This is a genomic window from Actinoplanes sp. NPDC049668 (genome assembly GCF_044465445.1).
GTDB lineage: Bacteria > Actinomycetota > Actinomycetes > Mycobacteriales > Micromonosporaceae > Actinoplanes.
In genome coordinates this window covers 198,632-214,167 of sequence record NZ_JBITLR010000004.1, presented here as the reverse complement: position 1 = coordinate 214,167, position 15,536 = coordinate 198,632, and the positions used below count along the sequence as shown (strand labels likewise).

16 protein-coding genes and 2 riboswitches are annotated in these 15,536 nt (G+C 74.2%); of the genes, 7 read left to right on the top strand and 9 right to left on the bottom strand.

All coding sequences use genetic code 11. The annotated features are described in order from the left end of the window. Positions 1-27: 27 nt before the first annotated feature. The 3 genes from ACIBSW_RS18330 to ACIBSW_RS18320 form a co-directional block, all read right to left on the bottom strand. Complete coding sequence (locus tag ACIBSW_RS18330; protein WP_354723487.1) at positions 28-1,512, bottom strand: diguanylate cyclase; 1,485 nt, start codon at positions 1,510-1,512, stop codon at positions 28-30. 168 nt (positions 1,513-1,680) lie between these two features. After that, complete coding sequence (locus tag ACIBSW_RS18325) at positions 1,681-2,883, bottom strand: CU044_5270 family protein (protein ID WP_354723485.1); 1,203 nt, start codon at positions 2,881-2,883, stop codon at positions 1,681-1,683. Continuing rightward, entirely contained in the window at positions 2,876-3,475 is a 600-nt protein-coding gene (locus ACIBSW_RS18320; RefSeq protein WP_354723483.1) for an RNA polymerase sigma factor, read from the bottom strand. The genes ACIBSW_RS18325 and ACIBSW_RS18320 overlap by 8 nt, the downstream gene beginning before the upstream one ends. A gap of 155 nt (positions 3,476-3,630) precedes the next feature. On the opposite strand from ACIBSW_RS18320, the gene ACIBSW_RS18315 reads away from it, so the two are divergent. After that, positions 3,631-4,173: a PAS domain-containing protein gene (locus tag ACIBSW_RS18315; protein ID WP_354723481.1), complete on the top strand. Its 543-nt coding sequence runs from the start codon at positions 3,631-3,633 to the stop codon at positions 4,171-4,173. Beyond that, positions 4,170-5,084: a methyl-accepting chemotaxis protein gene (locus ACIBSW_RS18310; protein WP_354723480.1), complete on the top strand. Its 915-nt coding sequence runs from the start codon at positions 4,170-4,172 to the stop codon at positions 5,082-5,084. The genes ACIBSW_RS18315 and ACIBSW_RS18310 overlap by 4 nt, the downstream gene beginning before the upstream one ends. Positions 5,085-5,102: 18 nt before the next feature. On the opposite strand, the gene ACIBSW_RS18305 is transcribed toward ACIBSW_RS18310, so the two are convergent. Then, entirely contained in the window at positions 5,103-5,546 is a 444-nt protein-coding gene (locus ACIBSW_RS18305) for a MarR family transcriptional regulator (RefSeq protein ID WP_354723478.1), read from the bottom strand. Positions 5,547-5,627: 81 nt separating this feature from the next. Between ACIBSW_RS18305 and ACIBSW_RS18300 the strand changes: the two genes are divergently transcribed. Beyond that, the gene (locus ACIBSW_RS18300) at positions 5,628-5,855 is read left to right on the top strand and encodes a hypothetical protein (RefSeq protein WP_354723476.1); all 228 of its coding nucleotides are present in this window, start codon (positions 5,628-5,630) and stop codon (positions 5,853-5,855) included. Here ACIBSW_RS18300 and ACIBSW_RS18295 read toward each other — a convergent pair. The 4 genes from ACIBSW_RS18295 to ACIBSW_RS18280 all read right to left on the bottom strand — a co-directional run bounded on the left by ACIBSW_RS18295 (position 5,852) and on the right by ACIBSW_RS18280 (position 10,080). Next, the gene (locus ACIBSW_RS18295; protein ID WP_354723474.1) at positions 5,852-6,667 is read right to left on the bottom strand and encodes a ThuA domain-containing protein; all 816 of its coding nucleotides are present in this window, start codon (positions 6,665-6,667) and stop codon (positions 5,852-5,854) included. The two genes, ACIBSW_RS18300 and ACIBSW_RS18295, sit on opposite strands and share 4 nt — an antisense overlap. A 48-nt stretch (positions 6,668-6,715) precedes the next feature. Beyond that, on the bottom strand, positions 6,716-9,043 hold the full coding sequence (locus ACIBSW_RS18290; RefSeq protein WP_354723472.1) for an SDR family NAD(P)-dependent oxidoreductase: 2,328 nt from the start codon (positions 9,041-9,043) through the stop codon (positions 6,716-6,718). Positions 9,044-9,112: 69 nt separating this feature from the next. Further along, positions 9,113-9,886, bottom strand: a complete 774-nt coding sequence (locus ACIBSW_RS18285) for a CbtA family protein (protein WP_354723470.1) — start codon at positions 9,884-9,886, stop codon at positions 9,113-9,115. Continuing rightward, positions 9,877-10,080 (bottom strand): CbtB domain-containing protein, encoded by a 204-nt coding sequence (locus tag ACIBSW_RS18280; RefSeq protein WP_354723468.1) that lies wholly within the window; start codon positions 10,078-10,080, stop codon positions 9,877-9,879. The genes ACIBSW_RS18285 and ACIBSW_RS18280 overlap by 10 nt, the downstream gene beginning before the upstream one ends. Positions 10,081-10,114: 34 nt before the next feature. Beyond that, positions 10,115-10,247: riboswitch (cobalamin riboswitch) on the bottom strand. A 32-nt stretch (positions 10,248-10,279) separates the two neighbouring features. Then, a riboswitch (cobalamin riboswitch) is annotated at positions 10,280-10,478 on the top strand. A 130-nt stretch (positions 10,479-10,608) separates the two neighbouring features. On the opposite strand from ACIBSW_RS18280, the gene ACIBSW_RS18275 reads away from it, so the two are divergent. From ACIBSW_RS18275 to cobM, 4 genes are read left to right on the top strand one after another with little or no spacing between them, the layout of a single operon-like run. Then, positions 10,609-11,376 carry a hypothetical protein gene (locus ACIBSW_RS18275; protein ID WP_354723467.1) on the top strand — a complete coding sequence of 256 codons (768 nt, stop codon included), beginning with the start codon at positions 10,609-10,611 and terminating at the stop codon, positions 11,374-11,376. Continuing rightward, complete coding sequence (locus ACIBSW_RS18270) at positions 11,373-12,047, top strand: precorrin-8X methylmutase (RefSeq protein ID WP_404799375.1); 675 nt, start codon at positions 11,373-11,375, stop codon at positions 12,045-12,047. The genes ACIBSW_RS18275 and ACIBSW_RS18270 overlap by 4 nt, the downstream gene beginning before the upstream one ends. Then, a complete protein-coding gene (locus tag ACIBSW_RS18265; RefSeq protein ID WP_354723463.1) occupies positions 12,044-13,558 on the top strand; it encodes a precorrin-2 C(20)-methyltransferase in 1,515 nt (504 codons plus the stop codon). The genes ACIBSW_RS18270 and ACIBSW_RS18265 overlap by 4 nt, the downstream gene beginning before the upstream one ends. Continuing rightward, positions 13,558-14,316 carry a precorrin-4 C(11)-methyltransferase gene (gene cobM, locus ACIBSW_RS18260; protein ID WP_354723462.1) on the top strand — a complete coding sequence of 253 codons (759 nt, stop codon included), beginning with the start codon at positions 13,558-13,560 and terminating at the stop codon, positions 14,314-14,316. Before ACIBSW_RS18265 ends, cobM begins: the two co-directional genes overlap by 1 nt. Here cobM and cbiE read toward each other — a convergent pair. Next, positions 14,300-15,526, bottom strand: coding sequence for a precorrin-6y C5,15-methyltransferase (decarboxylating) subunit CbiE (gene cbiE / locus ACIBSW_RS18255; RefSeq protein WP_354723460.1), 1,227 nt, complete (start codon positions 15,524-15,526; stop codon positions 14,300-14,302). The genes cobM and cbiE overlap by 17 nt on opposite strands. Between the last annotated feature and the right edge of the window lie 10 nt (positions 15,527-15,536).

Here is a 15,536-nt window from a genome sequence, read left to right as displayed (position 1 = left end):
TCCGATTCGGACCGGCCATCGGCGTATCTACCGCATGGCGGACAGCGTGTGCTCGGCGATCAGGACCTGGTTGCGGCCCGCCCGCTTGGCCCGGTACATCGCCTCGTCGGCGAGGCTCAGCAGGCCGTCGGGGCCGCAGGCGGGGGTCAGCCGCGCCACGCCGGCGCTGAACGTGACGTGCAGCGTGCCGAGCGGCGTGTCGACCGCCCGGGCGGCGCACTGCCGGCGCCACAGGTCGGCGAGTTCGGCCGCGGCGCGCGCGTCGACGCCCGGCAGGACGACCACGAACTCCTCGCCGCCGTAGCGGGCCACCATGTCGCACTCCCGGACCGAGCCGGTCAGCTGCCCGGCCAGGTCGGCGAGGACCTGGTCGCCGATCGCGTGCCCGTACCGGTCGTTGACGGCTTTGAAGTGGTCCACGTCGATCATCACGATCGACAGCGGGTGGCCGTCGGCGGCGGCGCGGGCCTGCGCGTCCAGGACCGCGGCCAGGTGCCGGCGGTTGTACACCCCGGTGAGGCTGTCGCGCACGGCCTGCTCGGTCAGCTCGGCGCGGAGCCGCTCCAGCTCGGTGATGTCCCGCGCGACGACGACGGTGCCGGCGCTGCCGCCGTCGGCCGCCTGAATCTTGACGGCCCGGAAGTCGTACACGTCGTCCGCGGGGCCGTAGATCGTGGTCTGGCCGGTGTCGGCGACCATGGCGGTGAAGTGCGGGCCGACGACGTCCTGCCACTGCTTGCCGATCGCGGCGCCGGCCGCCGGGTTCACGGCGGCGAGCAGTCTGGTCGCTGCCGGGTTGACGTCGAGGAACCAGCCGTGGGGGTCCAGCACCATGACGGCGTCGCCGAGCGCCGAGATGACCTGCGCATAGGTGACCGGCACCGGGTCGGAGTTCACGCCGGAACGTTCGGTCCACCACCAGACGACGCCGGAGAGCAGGAACAGCACCGGGGCCAGATCGAGACCCTGCAGGTCCACGTCGAGGAACACCGTCACCAGGTTGCCCACCGTCGGCGCGAGCGCGCCGACCAGGAACCACTGGTACACCCGGCGCTGACCGCGGACCGCCCGGCGCATCGCCCGGATCACCAGCACCATGCCGAACGCCATCATGCTGTAGCTGTACAGAGTGTGTGCCCAGTACAGCGGGCCGGGCTGCGGGACGAACCCGTACTCGCCGGCGTCGAGGTGCCGGTAGAAGGCGTGGTGCCACGGATCGGTGGCGAGGACGGCCACGAGCAGCACCGGCTCGATCAGCATGAGCGCGAGCCGCGGCGGCCGGCGCCCAGCGGAGATCGTGGTGTGCCAGAAGAAGCCGACGACGACCGTCGCCGTGCCGAGGAAGATCGCGTAGTTGAAGACGATCGCCAGCCCGGGCGTCGGCGCCGCGAGGACGCCGGCGTCGGCAAGCGCCCATGCGCCGGCGCCGCCCATGACGAGGCTGAGCGGAAGGGCCAGGGGCGTATCGAACCGTCGCCGGTACGTCAGTACGGCGTACAGCACAGCGATCAAGCTGGCTCCGGTGTACATCGCGACTATTGCGAGCCGCATCCTCACCCCTCCCCGCAGTCGGCCACCGGTACGCATCGGTGCGGCTGTCGGCGAGTTGAGCCAACGCCTGGGACATCACCACGCCGGGCGCGGGAGGGAGAGCTCCAGCGCCCGGCGGGCGGCGTCCGCTCAGCAGGTGGCCGGCTCCCGCACCTCCTCCGGCAGGGCACCGGTGGTGCTCGGCGGCGGGTCGTCGGTCCACCTGGTCTCCAGGACGGCCTCGTAGTCGAACAGCGCGCCGGCCGGCACCCACGCCAGGTAGTCGGCCGGGCGCAGCACCCGGGTCTCCCACGCCAGCGGCCGTCCCGACTTCGGGTCGAAGATCAGGCGTACCTCCTGTGGGCCGCCGCTGTCGGCCTGCCGTACGCCCGGTGTCTCCTCGTTCGTGACCAGCGTCACGGCGGTGCCGGCCCGGCCCTTCGGGTCAGTGACCGTGCCGAGATCGCGCAGGCCGGGCAGCTCGGCCAGCAACCGGTACGCGGCCGCCCGCACCGCCGAGGTGCCGGGCGCCTGGTACAGCAGGTTGATCATGGAGTCGAAGACGCCCTTCGACAGCTCGGCGGCGGTCAGGTTCGGGTTGCCGCGGCGCAGCGAGTCGATCAGCCACGCCTGCAGCCGTACCGGATCCGCCGGAAGGTCCCGCACCTGCGCCGCGGTGAGGTAGCCCCCGCCGATCGCGAAGGTGCTCGCCTCGGGCTTGCCCACCACCGTGCGGGTCGCGCCTGCGCCGGCCGTGTAGCGGCCGGAGGTCGCCGGGCAGGACTCGTCGATCGGCCAGCTCGACGGCGAGCCGGCCCGCCGCCAGGCGGCCCGGTCGGCGTCGCCGGCCGGCGCGCCGCCGGCCCACCGCTGCAGGTACACGGCGCGGTCGTCGCGGCGGACCGGGTGCCAGCTGGTCTCCTCGGTGCGGCCCATGATCGCGTACCGGTTGCCGGCGCCGCCGACCTGGAGCAGGGTCCCCGACTCGACCCGGGAGACCCAGTAGCGACCGCCGGCCGGGCCGTCGCCCGACGTCCGGTCCGCGGCGGCGAGCAGGAGGTTCCGCAGCTGCTGCGGCGGGCGCGGCCCCGCGGCCGCGAGGTCGACGTCGCCCCGGGCACCTGGGCCGCCCGGGCCGCCCCAGGACACGGTCAGCACCAGGAGCAGCGCGACGGCGGCGGCCAGCGCCGGGACCAGGCCCCAGCCGAGCAGCCGGTTGCGGCGCCGCGGCACGGCCTCGGCGGGCCGTTCGGCGTTCATCAGGTCGAACAGCCGGTCGCGGGCGGCCGCCGTCGTCTCGGCGGTCGGCGGCGTCGCCGGCCGCGCGGTGGCCAGCAGGTCGAGCTCATCCATGGCGGGCGGTCCTCTCGGTGGGGCGGGTCGGGTCGACGTCGTCCAGTGCGGCGCGGATCTTGCGGCGGGCCCGGTGCAGGCGCGAGCCGACCGTCCCGACCGGCACGCCGAGCGCGGCGGCGGTCTCCTCGTGCGACAGCTCGCCCCACACCACCAGCAGCAACGCGTCCCGGTCCCGCGCGGGCAGGCCGGCGAGGGCCGCGACGATGCGGGTACGGGCGGCGGCGGCCGCGACCCGGTCGGTCGTCCGCTCCTCGTGCATCGGGTCGTCGGGCGGGTGTGCGGCCGCCCGTGCGTACGCCAGGTAGCCCCGCGCCTCCTCGCGCCGCCGCGACCGGATGAGGTTGGTCGCGATGCCGTACAGCCACGCGCGGACCGAGCCGCGCGCCGGATCGAACCGGTCCCGCTGCCGGAACGCGATCAGGAACGTCTCGGCCGCCACGTCGTCGCCGCCCGCGCCGTCCAGCCGGCGGGACGCGTACCCGTGCAAACCCGCGAAATAGCGTTCGAACAGTTCGGCGAAGCAGTCCGGATCAGCCCGTGACCGCAGCAGGACGGCGACGTCGTCCTCGCTGATCGTTTGTCCACCCATCGTTGCCTCTCGTAGCCCGGTGTCCCTCCTGATTGCCGAGGCCGAAGTTGATCTTCACGTTAGCAACCGTCGCGCCACCGGGATGCCCTCAGGCTGAGTGGTTCCTGTGCGATCGGAAGGTTGTCAAGAACGAAACCACTATGTGGGAGCCGTAAATGAGAACGGTCGCAACGAAGTTGACCGGTGAGACCCGCGCCTTCGGCGAGCACGAGCTGATCGTGACGAAGACCGACCTCAAGGGCCGGCTCACGTACACCAACGACGTGTTCCTGCGCGTCTCGGTCTTCGACGAGAGCGACGTCATCGGCCAGCCCCACAACATCATCCGGCACCCCGACATGCCGAAGGTGATCTTCAAGCTGCTGTGGGACACCCTCGCGGCGGGGCAGGAGATCTTCGCGTACGTGGTGAACCTCGCCAGCGACGGCGTCGCCTACTGGGTGCTCGCGCACGTCACGCCGTCCTTCGACGCCGGCGGCCGGATCGTGGGCTACCACTCCTCCCGGCGGCTGCCGGAGCCACGCGCGGTCGATGCCGCCGCGGCGCTCTACGCGCGGCTGCGCGCCGAGGAGGAACGCGTCGGCGGGCAGGCCGGCCTGGCCGCCTCGTGGCAACTGCTCCAGGACATGCTCGCCGAGCGTGGCCAGACCTACGACGAGTACGTGTGGGAACTCACCAACGAGGGGGCCGGGGCATGAGCCGCAAGGGATCCGACACGATGCAGGAACAGCAGGCGCTCGCCGTACTGGCCGAGATCGCGGCGCGGGCCGCCGACGGTGACCTCGAGGCGCGGGTGCCGCACCTCGGCGACACCCCGCAGGCGGCCGCCGCCCGCCGGGAGATCAACCGCCTGATGGACGTGACCGACGCCTTCGTGCGGGAGTCCGGCGCGGCGCTGGCCGCCTCCGCCGAGGGCCGCTTCCACCGCCGGTTCCTGCCCCGCGGCATGCCCGGCGCGTATTCCAACAGCGTCGCCACCATCAACACCGCGGTGGACGGGATGCACGCCGGCGCGCAGCGCCTCGGCGACGCCACCCGCGCGCGCCTCGCGCTCGCCGACGAACTCGAGTCGGCCGTGCTGACCGTCAGCGAACAGGTCGCCACCGCCGCCACCGAGATGGGCGCCTCCGCGCACGGCCTGTCGGAGTTCGCCATGGGCGCGGTACACGACGCCGAACGCGGCCGGGTCACCGTCGGCTCGCTCCAGCAGGCCTCCGACCAGATCCGCCGCGCCGTACAGCTGATCACCCGGGTCGCGGCGCAGACCAAGCTGCTGGCACTGAACGCCACCATCGAGGCCGCCCGCGCCGGCGAGGCCGGGCTCGGCTTCAACGTGGTGGCCAACGAGGTCAAGACCCTGGCCGGCGAGACCGCGACCGCGTCGGAGGACATCGTCGAACAGGTCACCTCCGTGCAGTCCGCCGCCGGCGACGCGGTCGACGTCCTCGAAGCGGTCACCGCCAACCTGCAGGAGATGCACAACCTGGTCAACGGCATCACCGCCGCGGTCGACGGCGGCGGGCAGAGCGCCACGTCCGGCCTGTCCGAGCTCGCCGAGACGCTGCGCACCGAGGTGCACCGCTTCGTCGTCACCGTCCGGCAGTCCTGACACCCGCCCCAGGCGGGGCTACCGGGCGCTCGCGATCACCCGCGTCAAGGCCGCGTGAAGATCGCGAAGGTCCTCGACGGGTAGCCCCAGGCGTTCCACCACCGCCGGCGGGATCGCTTCGGCCCGCTCGCGCAGCGCCTGCCCGCTGGGTGTGAGCGTGACGGCGAGGCTGCGTTCGTCGCCCGGGTCGCGTTCCCGTCTCAGGTAGCCGACCGCCTCGAGCCGCTTGAGCAGCGGCGACAGCGTTCCGGGGTCGAGCTGGAGCAGTTCGCTGATTCGGCGCACCGAGAGCGGGGCGTGCTGCCAGAGCGCCAGCATCACCAGGTACTGCGGGTGGGTCAGCCCCATCGGCTCGAGAAGTGGGCGGTAGACCGCAACGACGCTGCGCGCGGCGACGGACAGCGCGAAGCAGACCTGCTCCTCCAGCGCGAGCGGGTTCGCGGTGTCGGCCGTGTCACTCATCGCGTACTTCCTTCGGCGGGCGGCTATAGTTGGGGCACAAACTATTGGTGCAGCAAGATTCTATGCCGGGAGGCGGCCGTCATGCCAAAGGACAAGCGAGGCGTGGAACGCGGGCGCTTCGGACGCTGGTGGCACGACACGTTCGACGACTGGTTCTTCCGCTCCCTGATCGGTCCCGCGCAGACCAGCAACGCGGTTCACGGCGCCGACCGCTTCGCCCGCGAGCAGTGGAAGCGCGACCTCGAAGAGCGCAAGCGCTACACCCGGGAACAGCGCGAACGCGCCCGCCGAGGGCCGCGAACCAACTAGCGGTCCTCCCGGCCGCAGCGGAACGGTGCCACGCCGGCCGCCATCCGGATGCCGCCGAGGAGGTGCGCGAGCAGCAGCGGCTCGGCGTAGTACTCGGCCTTGTGCCCCATCGCGGTGTAGAACGCGCGGCCGCCGTCGTACGGCTGGCACCAGGAGATCGGGTGGTGCCGGCCCATCCCGGGCGAGCCGCCGGGTTCGCTGTATCCGCGCGGGTCGTAGGTCCGCTCGTCCACCTCGGCGAGGACGTGGACGGTGTGCCGCGGGTTGGTGCGGAAGTTGTACCACTCCTCCTCCCGCTGCCAGCGGCGCGGCAGCGGCCGGGTCGCGGCGGTGCCGCGGTCGAGGACCTTCACCGTGGCGACCTGGAACTGGGGGCTGACCGAACCCGGGTGGTCCCGGAAGTACGCGCCGACGAGCCCGCCGTACCAGGCCCAGTCGTACTCGGTGTCGGAGGCGGCGTGGATGCCCACGTAGCCGCCGCCGGCGCGGATGTAGCGCTCGAAGGCGGCCTGCTGCGCGCCGTCCAGCACGTCACCGGTGGTGCTGAGCCAGACCACGACGTCGTAACGGGCCAGGTTCGCGGGGGTGAACGCCGCGGCGTCCTCGGTCGCGTCGACCGTGAAGTGGTGCCGGGCGCCGAGCTGCCGGATCGCGGCGATCCCGGCCGGAATCGAGTCGTGCCGGAACGCCGCGGTCTTCGAGAAGACCAGCGCGCTGAACCGGGCATGCCCGGACGCGGCGGCCGGCCCGGCGTGTGCGGTAAGCCCCACCGCCACGACCACCGCCAACACGAATCTGACCATGAGCCTCATGACCCCTCCTCAGCGTCTGCGCGCGCGTACCGGGCCTTCGATCGAAGCTTATGACTTCGCGCCGGACCCGGGAAGGCGTACCGGCTTCCCGGTCGAGGTGCGGTGCAGGGCGGCGACGATGGTGATCTCGCGCGGTAGCTCGGCCTTGGACAGTCGCGGTTCCAACCACTGCCGCAGTCGGGCGGCGGTCAGCGAGCGGCCGGGGCGCACCTCGACGGTGGCGCGCAGCCGCTGGCCGAACTCGGCGTCCGCGACCGGCTCCAGCAGCGCGTCGGCCACATCGGGGTGACTGACGAGGACCTCGGCGACCGGACCGGGGTACACATTCTCGCCGCCCGAGACGATCATGTCGTCGAGCCTGCCGTCGACGAACAGCCGCCCGGCCAGGTCGACGTGGCCGAGGTCCCCGGTTCCGAGCCACCGCCCGTCCGGGTGCCAGCCCCGGACCTGGATCTCCCCGATCCGGCCCGGTGGCAGCGGCGTGCCGTCCGGTTCGACGACCCGGACCCGCACCCCGCGCGGGGCACGGCCGACGGTGCCGGGCGCCGCTCGCAGGTCCGCCGGTGTGGCCATCGCCGCCCAGCCGGCCTCCGAGGTGGCGTACATGTTGAACGTCCGGTCCCCGAAGCGGTCGCGCAGCCGCTCGCACAGGTCGGCGGTCAGCGGCGCGGCGCCGCTGACCACGCCGCGCAGCGAGTCGATCGCCGGCCACTGCGCATCGGGCAGGTCGCAGATCCGGCGGAGCTGGATCGGCACCGCGAACAACAGGCCGGCGCGGTGCTCGGCGACCGCGCTCAGGATCCGGGCCGGGTCGCCGCCGGGCACCAGGATCACCGGGGCGCCCAGGACCAGGCCGGCGGAGAGGTAGGTGAGGCCGTACCCGTGGTGCGGCGGGGTCGCCAGGACGATGGGCTCGCCGGGGCGCACCGGCGTCAGCCGCAGGTGGGTGGTCGCCGGGCCGAGCAGCATGCGTACCGGCAGCGGGCGGGACACGCTGCGCGGTACCCCGGTGGTGCCGGAGGTCAGCACGGACATGCTCCCGGGGCGCGACGGCCGGGGCGGTTCGACGCCGGGTGCGCCGGCGAGCAGCTCCCGCCAGGAGATCGAGGGCAGACCGGCGCCGTCCCCGCCCGGCTCGCCCACCAGTGCGACGGCCCGTTCCCGGCGCAGCACCTCGGCGGCACGGTCGCCGGGCAGGTCGGGCGGCAGCAGCACCACGTCGACGCCCAGCCGGGCCAGCCCGACCGCCGCCGCGACGAAGCCCCGGTGTCCGGCGCAGGCCAGCCCGACCCGATCGCCGGCCCGCACGCCGAGCCCGGCCGCCGCGGCCGCCGCGCAGGCGCCGGCCATCGCGTCCAGCTCCGGGTAGGTGACCGGCCCGTCCGCGTCCACCAGGGCGAGCCCGTCGGCCGGCCCGGCGGCTAGGGCCACGTCCAGGCTGCGCCCGCGCCGACGGCCGGCGCGCAGCAGCCGCACCACCCGGCCGGGCCGCAGCAGGCCGGTCGCCGCCAGCACCCGCAGCGGCTCCACGGCGTCGATCATCCGCACCCCCGCGGCCAGCGCCCGCTCGACGGTGCGGGGCAGCGCCGCCGCCACGACCGAGCCGATCCGGGCCCACCACGGCCACCACGACCGGCGGTTGGCCACCGAGCGGCACACGATGTCCCCGGCCTCGGCCGCGGACATCGCCGGCGCCCGGCGGTAGTGCGGCGTCGGCGCGCTCATCCGGGTACGGACCAGGTTGAGGTACACCGTGCTGACGGTCACGCGGTCGCGCCGCAGCTCGACGGCGGCGCAGCGCAGCCACGTGTCGAACGCCGCCTTGGAGCCGAGGTACGCCGACCAGTTCGGCGTACTCATGGACAGCCCGGCCGTGGAGACGTTGACGACGTGCCCGCCGCCGGCCGAGCGCATCGCCGGCAGCAGCACCAGCAGCAACTGGACCGGCCCCGCGTAGTTCACGCTCATCGTGCGCTGAACGTCGTGGAACCGGTCGGCGGTGTCGGCGACCGAGCGCCGGATGGACCGCCCGGCGTTGCTCACCACGACGTCGATCCGGCGGTACCGCGCCACCAGATCCGCGGCCAGCGCGGCGGCCGCGTCCGGCGAGGACAGATCGGCCGGGTGTACGAACGCGCGCCCGCCCGCCGCCACGATCTCCTCGCGCACCCGCTCCAGCCGCTCGACGGTACGCGCCACCAGCAGCACGGTGGCACCGGCCGCGCCGAGCCGCCGGGCCACCGCCGCGCCGATCCCCTCGGACGCGCCGGTGACCAACACGGTCTTCCCGGCCACGGCCGCACGCAGCCGCCGCTCCCGCGGACCCCGCCCGGTGATCCCCGCCGCGATCCGCGCCCACTTCCACCTGTGATCCACTGCGCCATTGTGGTGCCGGCGCCCGCTGTCCTCGTATGGACTGGTGGGTCAGTTCTCGCGGGCGAGGGCCTACGCGGCCGCCGACTCCTTCGTCTCGGCGGGCAGTGGGCTGTCGTCGCCAGAGCGAGGGCTCAGCAGCGCGGCGAATGCCAGCCCGAGGACGGTCCACAGCACGGCCTGCACCCCGAGTGAGGAGATCCGGAACTCCCACAGCAGGGTCGCCGGGAACGTGTCCGGTACCTCCTGGATCGTGGGCAGCAGCAGGTACGCGACCGAGACCACGGCCACGAAGCCGAGCACCGCGGCCAGCGCCCGCCGCCACTCCACCTGCTGGGTGCGGGCGGCGACCACCGCGGCCCAGACCGCTACCAGGCCGAGTACCAGCACTGTCAGGTAACTCCACGTGCGCTGATTGATCGTGGCCGGATCACCGACGGCCGGCGGATTCGGTGGGTACTTGAGGAACGGCACCAGGACCGCGCCGAGCAGCGCCGCGCCCGCCAGTTGCAGGGCCGCGCGGCCGTCGCCGCGGGTGCGCAGCCGGCGGCGCAGCAACGTGTACGCGGTGGCGAGCAGCCCGCCCATGGCGATGCCGAACAGGGTCGTGGCCAGGACCAGGCCGGCCTTCTGGCCGTCCCTGCCGACCAGCGGTTCCTCGTCGTGGTGCCCGGCGTCGCCGGAGGCGTCGGCGGCCGCTTCCTCGATGGCGATGGCCGCGTCGATGTGCGGCTCGCCGACGGTGTAGGCGAACGCGCCGGCCAGCAGCCCGGCGATCAGCCCCGCGAGCAGGCCGCGTAGCAGCAGCCCGAGGAAGCCGGGCCTGGCGGAGGTCCTCAGTGGCACGGCACACCGAGCAGGTGGCGGCCGTCGTGCATGAGCTCGTGCAGGTACATGCCGCTCTGCGAGACGGCGCCCTGGTCGAACGCGACCAGGTACGCCAGCAGCAACATGACCGCGACGATGGCCGCCGCGAAACCGAGCAGCCGCCCGGAGACGGCTGGTGTGCTGGCGGGGCGTACCGACTGAATGTCGGACATGGGAAACCGAACCTCCTACGGGATAACGCGTCCCGATCGTGGGGCTGCGGCGGGCGAGTCTCCTGACTCCCGACCCTGGACGGGCCGGTCACAGTGGCGCGACCGCACCGGACTCTCACCGGTTTCCTCGCATCGCCGCAGATGGCACCCTCAAACTAGTGGCGCACCGAGGCGCGGCACAACCGCGGGTGGACCTGGCGGTACGCTGACGCTCGCCAGTCGTACCCCCGGCAGTTCGGGGGTCAGGGAACCCGGTGCGATTCCGGGACTGACGCGCAGCGGTAAGGGTGACGGGCGGAGCACGCGGGTGACCGCAGCCACTGGAGCGAAGCTCCGGGAAGGCGTTCCGTGCCGGATGATCCCGAGTCCGAAGACCTGCTGGCCCTGGCGGTGATCGCCGCCGGGTCGTTGGAGGGTTCCCGCGGACGGGCCCCGGACCAGATGGGCCCAGCAGTGTCATCCACCCGCAGCCGACCGGATCGGTGCCCGGGCGCTCGGCGCCCGTGGCAGGCCGCCGACGGAATGCTCGTGCGGCTGCGGCTGATCGGCGGGCGGGTCACCTCGACCGCGCTGGGTGCGTTGGCCGCCGTCGCCGCGGAGCACGGCGACGGCCGGGTGTACCCGACGACGAGGGCGAACCTGCAGGTCCGCGGGCTGCCGGGCGAGGACGGCCGGGTCGCCGACGATGTGCTGGCGGCCCTCGACGCCACCGGGCTGCTGCCGACGCGTACCCACGAGCTGGCCCGCAACGTGATGGTCTCGCCGCAGACCGGGCTCGCCGGTGGCCGCGCGGACCTGCGCCCGGTCGCGGCCGAGCTCGACCGGCGTCTCTGCGCGGATCCCGGCCTGGCCGACCTGCCCGGCCGGTTCCTGTTCGTGCTGGACGACGGCCGCGGCGATCTGGTCGACCGCGGCTGCGACCTCGGGCTCGTGGCGCTCGACGCGGAGCGGGCGCAGCTGCGGGTCGGCTCCTCGTGGGGGCCGGTGGTCCGGCACGTCGACGCCGCGGCGCGGATCGTCGGCCTGGCCGCCGACTTCGTCGCCCGCAGGGGAAGCGGGCAGGGCGCCGCCTGGCACGTCGCCGAGCTGGCGGAACCGCTGCTGCCGACGGCGACGGCCGACGCCCGCATCCCGGCCGGCAGCGCGCCGCTGCCGTTCGGGGAGGTCGCCGGTGGGCGCCACGTCGAGGTCCCCGACGGCCTCGACCAGGCCGCCGTCGCGGCGCTGAGCGCCGGCGTACCCGAGCTGATCGTCACGCCCTGGCGCGGCGTACTCGTCCCCGAGGAGAGCAGATGAGCCAGACCGACGGCCTTCGCCGGCCCAGGCGCCGTTACGAGTACGCCGACAGCGGGCCGGCCATCTACGTCGACTCGTTCGCCACCATCAGGCGCGAGGCCGACCTGCGCGCGGTTCCCGCCGACGCCGAGAAGCTCGCGGTCCGGATGATCCACGGCAGCGGCCAGGTCGACCTGGCCGCGGACCTCGTCGTCCACCCGCGGGTGGTGGCCGCCGCGCGTGCGGCGCTGTGCGCGGGGGCGCCGATCCTCTGCGACGCCACGATGGTCGTCACCGGCGTGACGCGCAGCCGGCTGCCCAAGGACAACGACGTCCGGTGCTTCCTCAACGACGAGCGCGTGCCCGGCCTCGCGGGCCGGTGGCGGACCACCCGCACCGCGGCCGCGGTCTCGCTGTGGGAGCCGTACCTCGACGGCGCCGTCGTCGCGATCGGCAACGCGCCCACCGCGCTGTTCCACCTGCTCGAGATGATCCTGGACGGCGCACCGCGGCCCGCCGCGATCGTGGGCTGCCCGGTCGGTTTCGTCGGTGCCGCCGAGTCCAAGCAGGCGCTCGTCGACCTCGCCGACGGGCACGGCATCGACATCCCGTACGTCACCGTCCGCGGTCGGCGGGGTGGCTCCGCGATGACCTCGTCGGCCCTGAACGCCCTGGCACAGGAGCAGGAGTGACCGGCCGCTTCTTCGGCGTCGGGGTCGGACCCGGCGACCCCGAGCTCATCACCCGCAAGGGCGCGCGGCTCATCGAGGGTGCCGACGTCATCGCCTACCACGCGGGCGTCGGCAAGGAGTCCAACGCCCGCAGGATCGCCGCGGGCCTGTTCCCCGCGGGAGTCGTCGAGGAGCAGCTGACGTATCCGGTCACGACCGGGGCGACCGACCACCGTGGCGGGTACGCCGGAGCGCTCGCCGAGTTCTACGAGGCCTGCGCCGCGCGACTGGCCGCCCACCTGGACGCGGGCCGCGACGTCGTGCTCCTCTCCGAGGGCGACCCGCTCTTCTACGGCTCGTACATGTACATGCACGACCGGCTCGCCGAGCGCTACGAGACCGAGGTCGTGCCGGGAATTCCGGCGTTCGCCGCCGCCACCGCGGCCGCCGCCCGCCCGCTGGTCCGCCAGACCGACGTGCTCACGGTGCTGCCCGGCACCATGCCCGAGCCCGAGCTCGCCCGCCGGCTGGCCGACACGGACGCGGCGATCGTCATGAAGCTCGGCCGGACCTTCCCCGCGGTGCGGCGGGCGCTGGCGGCCGCGGGTCGCCTGGAGCACGCGCTGTACGTCGAGCGCGCCTCCATGCCCGAGCAGCGCTGGCTGCCGGTCGCGGAGGTGGATCCCGACACGGTGCCGTACTTCTCGCTGATCGTCGTGACCGGCGACAGCCGTCACGGCCGCGGCTCCCGCGGGCGGGTTCAGGCCGCGCCGGCGGTCGCCGGGCCCACCGCGGAACTGCTCGTCGTGGGGCTGGGCCCGGGGCCCGCGGCCTGGCTCACCCCGGAGGTGTCGCAGGCTCTCGCCGAGGTCGACCACGTCGTCGGCTACGGGCCGTACCTGGACCGGGTGCCGCAGCGCGCCGGGCTGACCCGCCATGCCTCGGGCAACACCGTCGAGGTGGACCGCGCCCGGCACGCACTCGACCTGGCGAGTGCGGGCGAGCGGGTCGCGGTCGTCTCCGGTGGCGATCCGGGCGTCTTCGGCATGGCCGCCGCCGTCTTCGAGGCCGCCGAGGACCCGGCGTACGCCGGCGTCATGATTCGGGTGCTGCCTGGGGTCAGCGCGGTGCAGGCCGTCGCCGCGCGCGCCGGCGCGCCCATCGGCGCCGACTTCGCCGTGGTGTCGCTCTCGGACCGGCTCAAGCCCTGGACGGTGGTGGAGCGGCGGCTGCGGGCGATCGCCGAGGCGGATCTGGTGCTGGCGATCTACAACCCCGCCTCGCGCTCGCGTACCGAGCAGATCGCGAGCGCACAGCGGATCCTGCTGGAGCAGCGCAAGCCCGACACCGTGGTCGTCGTCGGCCGCGACGTCGGCCGTGCCGAGGAGTCGCTGACCGTGACCACGCTGGCCCGGCTCGACCCGGCGACCATCGACATGAAGTGCCTGCTGATCGTCGGCGCCGAGAGCACCCGGGTCGGCCCGGCCGGCGTGTGGACGCCCCGGTTCGTCGGCGACCGCGTGGAGGGCTGATGACCGTCCACTTCGTCGGCGCCGGACCCGGGGCGGCCGACCTGCTCACCGTCCGCGCCACCCGGCTGCTGGCCGGCGCCGACGTGGTGCTCTACCCGGGCACCTACCTCGACCCGGGCGTGCTCGCCCACGTCAGCCCGGGGGCGAGCCTGGTCGACACCCAGGACCTCGACCTCGATCAGATCACCGAGCGCCTGGCCGCGGCCCACCGCGAGGGCAAGGACGTCGTGCGGCTCGCCTCCGGCGACCCGTCGATCTACTCCGCGCTCGCCGAGCAGACCCGCCGGCTCGACGCCGCCGGCGTTCCCTGGGATGTCACCCCGGGCGTCCCGGCGTACGCCGCGGCCGCGGCCGTGGTCGGGCGGGAGCTGACGGTGCCGTTGCTGGCCCAGTCGGTGGTGCTGACCCGCACCCGGGCCCGGTCCAGCGCGATGCCCGGGACGGAGTCGCTGGCGGCGTTCGCCGCCACCAGGGCGACCCTCGTGCTCCACCTGGCCGTCCGCCGCGTCCGGGAGCTGATGGCCGAGCTCGAGCCCGAGTACGGCGCGGACTGTCCCGCGGTCGTGGTCTACCGCGCCAGCCAGCCCGACCAGCTGGTGCTGCGCGGCACGGTCGCCACCGTCGCGGAGCAGGTCGAGTCCGCCGGCCTGAAGCAGGCCGCGGTGATCCTCGTCGGGCGGGTCCTCGACCCGCGCCCGGGCGGCGAGTCCTACCTGTACGACCCGGGCCGGGACCGGTCCGCTAAACGCCGCGCGTGAGCGCCCATTGGGTGACCGTCCGGGCCGGCGTCCAGCCGGTGAAGGAGCCGATCGGTGCCGCGGTCTCGACGCCGACGCGGATCAGCTCGCCGCCGTGATCGCGATAGGCGGCGGCGAGCAACTGCTCGGTCTCCAGCGTCACCCCGTGCACGACGAGGCGCCCGCCCGGCCCCAGCGCCGCCAGGCACGTGTCCAGTACACCGGGGACGGTCGCGCCCCCGCCCACGAAGATCGCGTCGGGTGCCCGCAACCCGCCGAGCGCGCCGGGCGCCCGCCCGGTGAACACCCGCAGGCCGGGTACGCCGAGGGCGTGTGCGTTGCGGGTGATCCGGGCGGCCCGTTCGGGGTCGCTCTCGACCGAGTCGGCCGTACAGGTGGGATGTGCGCGCATCCATTCGATGCCGACGGATCCGGCGCCCGCGCCGACGTCCCACAGGTGCGCGCCCGGCGTCGGGGCGAGCCGGGCCAGCGCGCCGGCGCGCAGGTCGCGCTTGGTGAGCTGGCCGTCGTTCTCGAAGGCGTCGTCGGGCAGGCCGGCGACCCAGCCGCCGAGGAGCGGGCCGGCGAGCTCACACCCGATCACGTTGAGCCGGGGTGCCGGCGCGGACCAGGTGGCCGCGGTCGCGTCGATCCGGGTGTACGCCGGGCCGCCGAGGTCGCCCAGCACGTGCAGGAGACTCGCGCCGTAGCCGGCGTCGACCAGCAGCGACGCGACCTTCGCGGGCGTGTGCTCGTCGGAGGAGAGCACGAGCAGCCGGCGGCCGGGTGCGAGCTCTCGGCGTACCAGTGAAAGGTCGCGGCCGACCACGCTGACGGTCCCGTGGCTCTCGGCGGGCCAGCGCAGCTCGGCCCGCGCGTGCGCGACCGACGAGACGGCCGGGAGGATCCGCACCCGGTGGGCGCCGAACAGGTCGATGAGGGTCGTGCCGATGCCGGACACCAGCGGGTCGCCAGACGCGAGCGCCACGACCTGACCGGGGCCGCAGGAGTCCAGCAGGGCACCGAGCTTCTCGCGCAGCGGCGTGGGCCACGACTCCCGGCGCTGGCCGGGCACGTCCGGGAGCATCGCCAGGTGTCTGCGCCCGCCGATCACCAGCGCGGCGCGGAGCACGTCCTCGCGTGCCGCCTCGCCGAGGCCCGCCCACCCGTCGGCGTCGACGCCGACGACCCGGATCGGCGGTCCGCTGGCTGGGGAAATCGTGCCTGGCATGACGCGGACG

Excerpts from the sequence above, each read along its gene's own strand:
- ACIBSW_RS18325 (WP_354723485.1), bottom strand. The coding sequence starts at position 2,883 with ATGGATGAGCTCGACCTGCTGGCCACCGCGCGGCCGGCGACGCCGCCG.
- ACIBSW_RS18320 (WP_354723483.1), bottom strand. The coding sequence starts at position 3,475 with ATGGGTGGACAAACGATCAGCGAGGACGACGTCGCCGTCCTGCTGCGG.
- ACIBSW_RS18315 (WP_354723481.1), top strand. The coding sequence starts at position 3,631 with ATGAGAACGGTCGCAACGAAGTTGACCGGTGAGACCCGCGCCTTCGGC.
- ACIBSW_RS18310 (WP_354723480.1), top strand. The coding sequence starts at position 4,170 with ATGAGCCGCAAGGGATCCGACACGATGCAGGAACAGCAGGCGCTCGCC.
- ACIBSW_RS18305 (WP_354723478.1), bottom strand. The coding sequence starts at position 5,546 with ATGAGTGACACGGCCGACACCGCGAACCCGCTCGCGCTGGAGGAGCAG.
- ACIBSW_RS18300 (WP_354723476.1), top strand. The coding sequence starts at position 5,628 with ATGCCAAAGGACAAGCGAGGCGTGGAACGCGGGCGCTTCGGACGCTGG.
- ACIBSW_RS18295 (WP_354723474.1), bottom strand. The coding sequence starts at position 6,667 with ATGAGGCTCATGGTCAGATTCGTGTTGGCGGTGGTCGTGGCGGTGGGG.
- ACIBSW_RS18280 (WP_354723468.1), bottom strand. The coding sequence starts at position 10,080 with ATGTCCGACATTCAGTCGGTACGCCCCGCCAGCACACCAGCCGTCTCC.
- ACIBSW_RS18270 (WP_404799375.1), top strand. The coding sequence starts at position 11,373 with ATGAGCCAGACCGACGGCCTTCGCCGGCCCAGGCGCCGTTACGAGTAC.
- cobM (WP_354723462.1), top strand. The coding sequence starts at position 13,558 with ATGACCGTCCACTTCGTCGGCGCCGGACCCGGGGCGGCCGACCTGCTC.
- cbiE (WP_354723460.1), bottom strand. The coding sequence starts at position 15,526 with ATGCCAGGCACGATTTCCCCAGCCAGCGGACCGCCGATCCGGGTCGTC.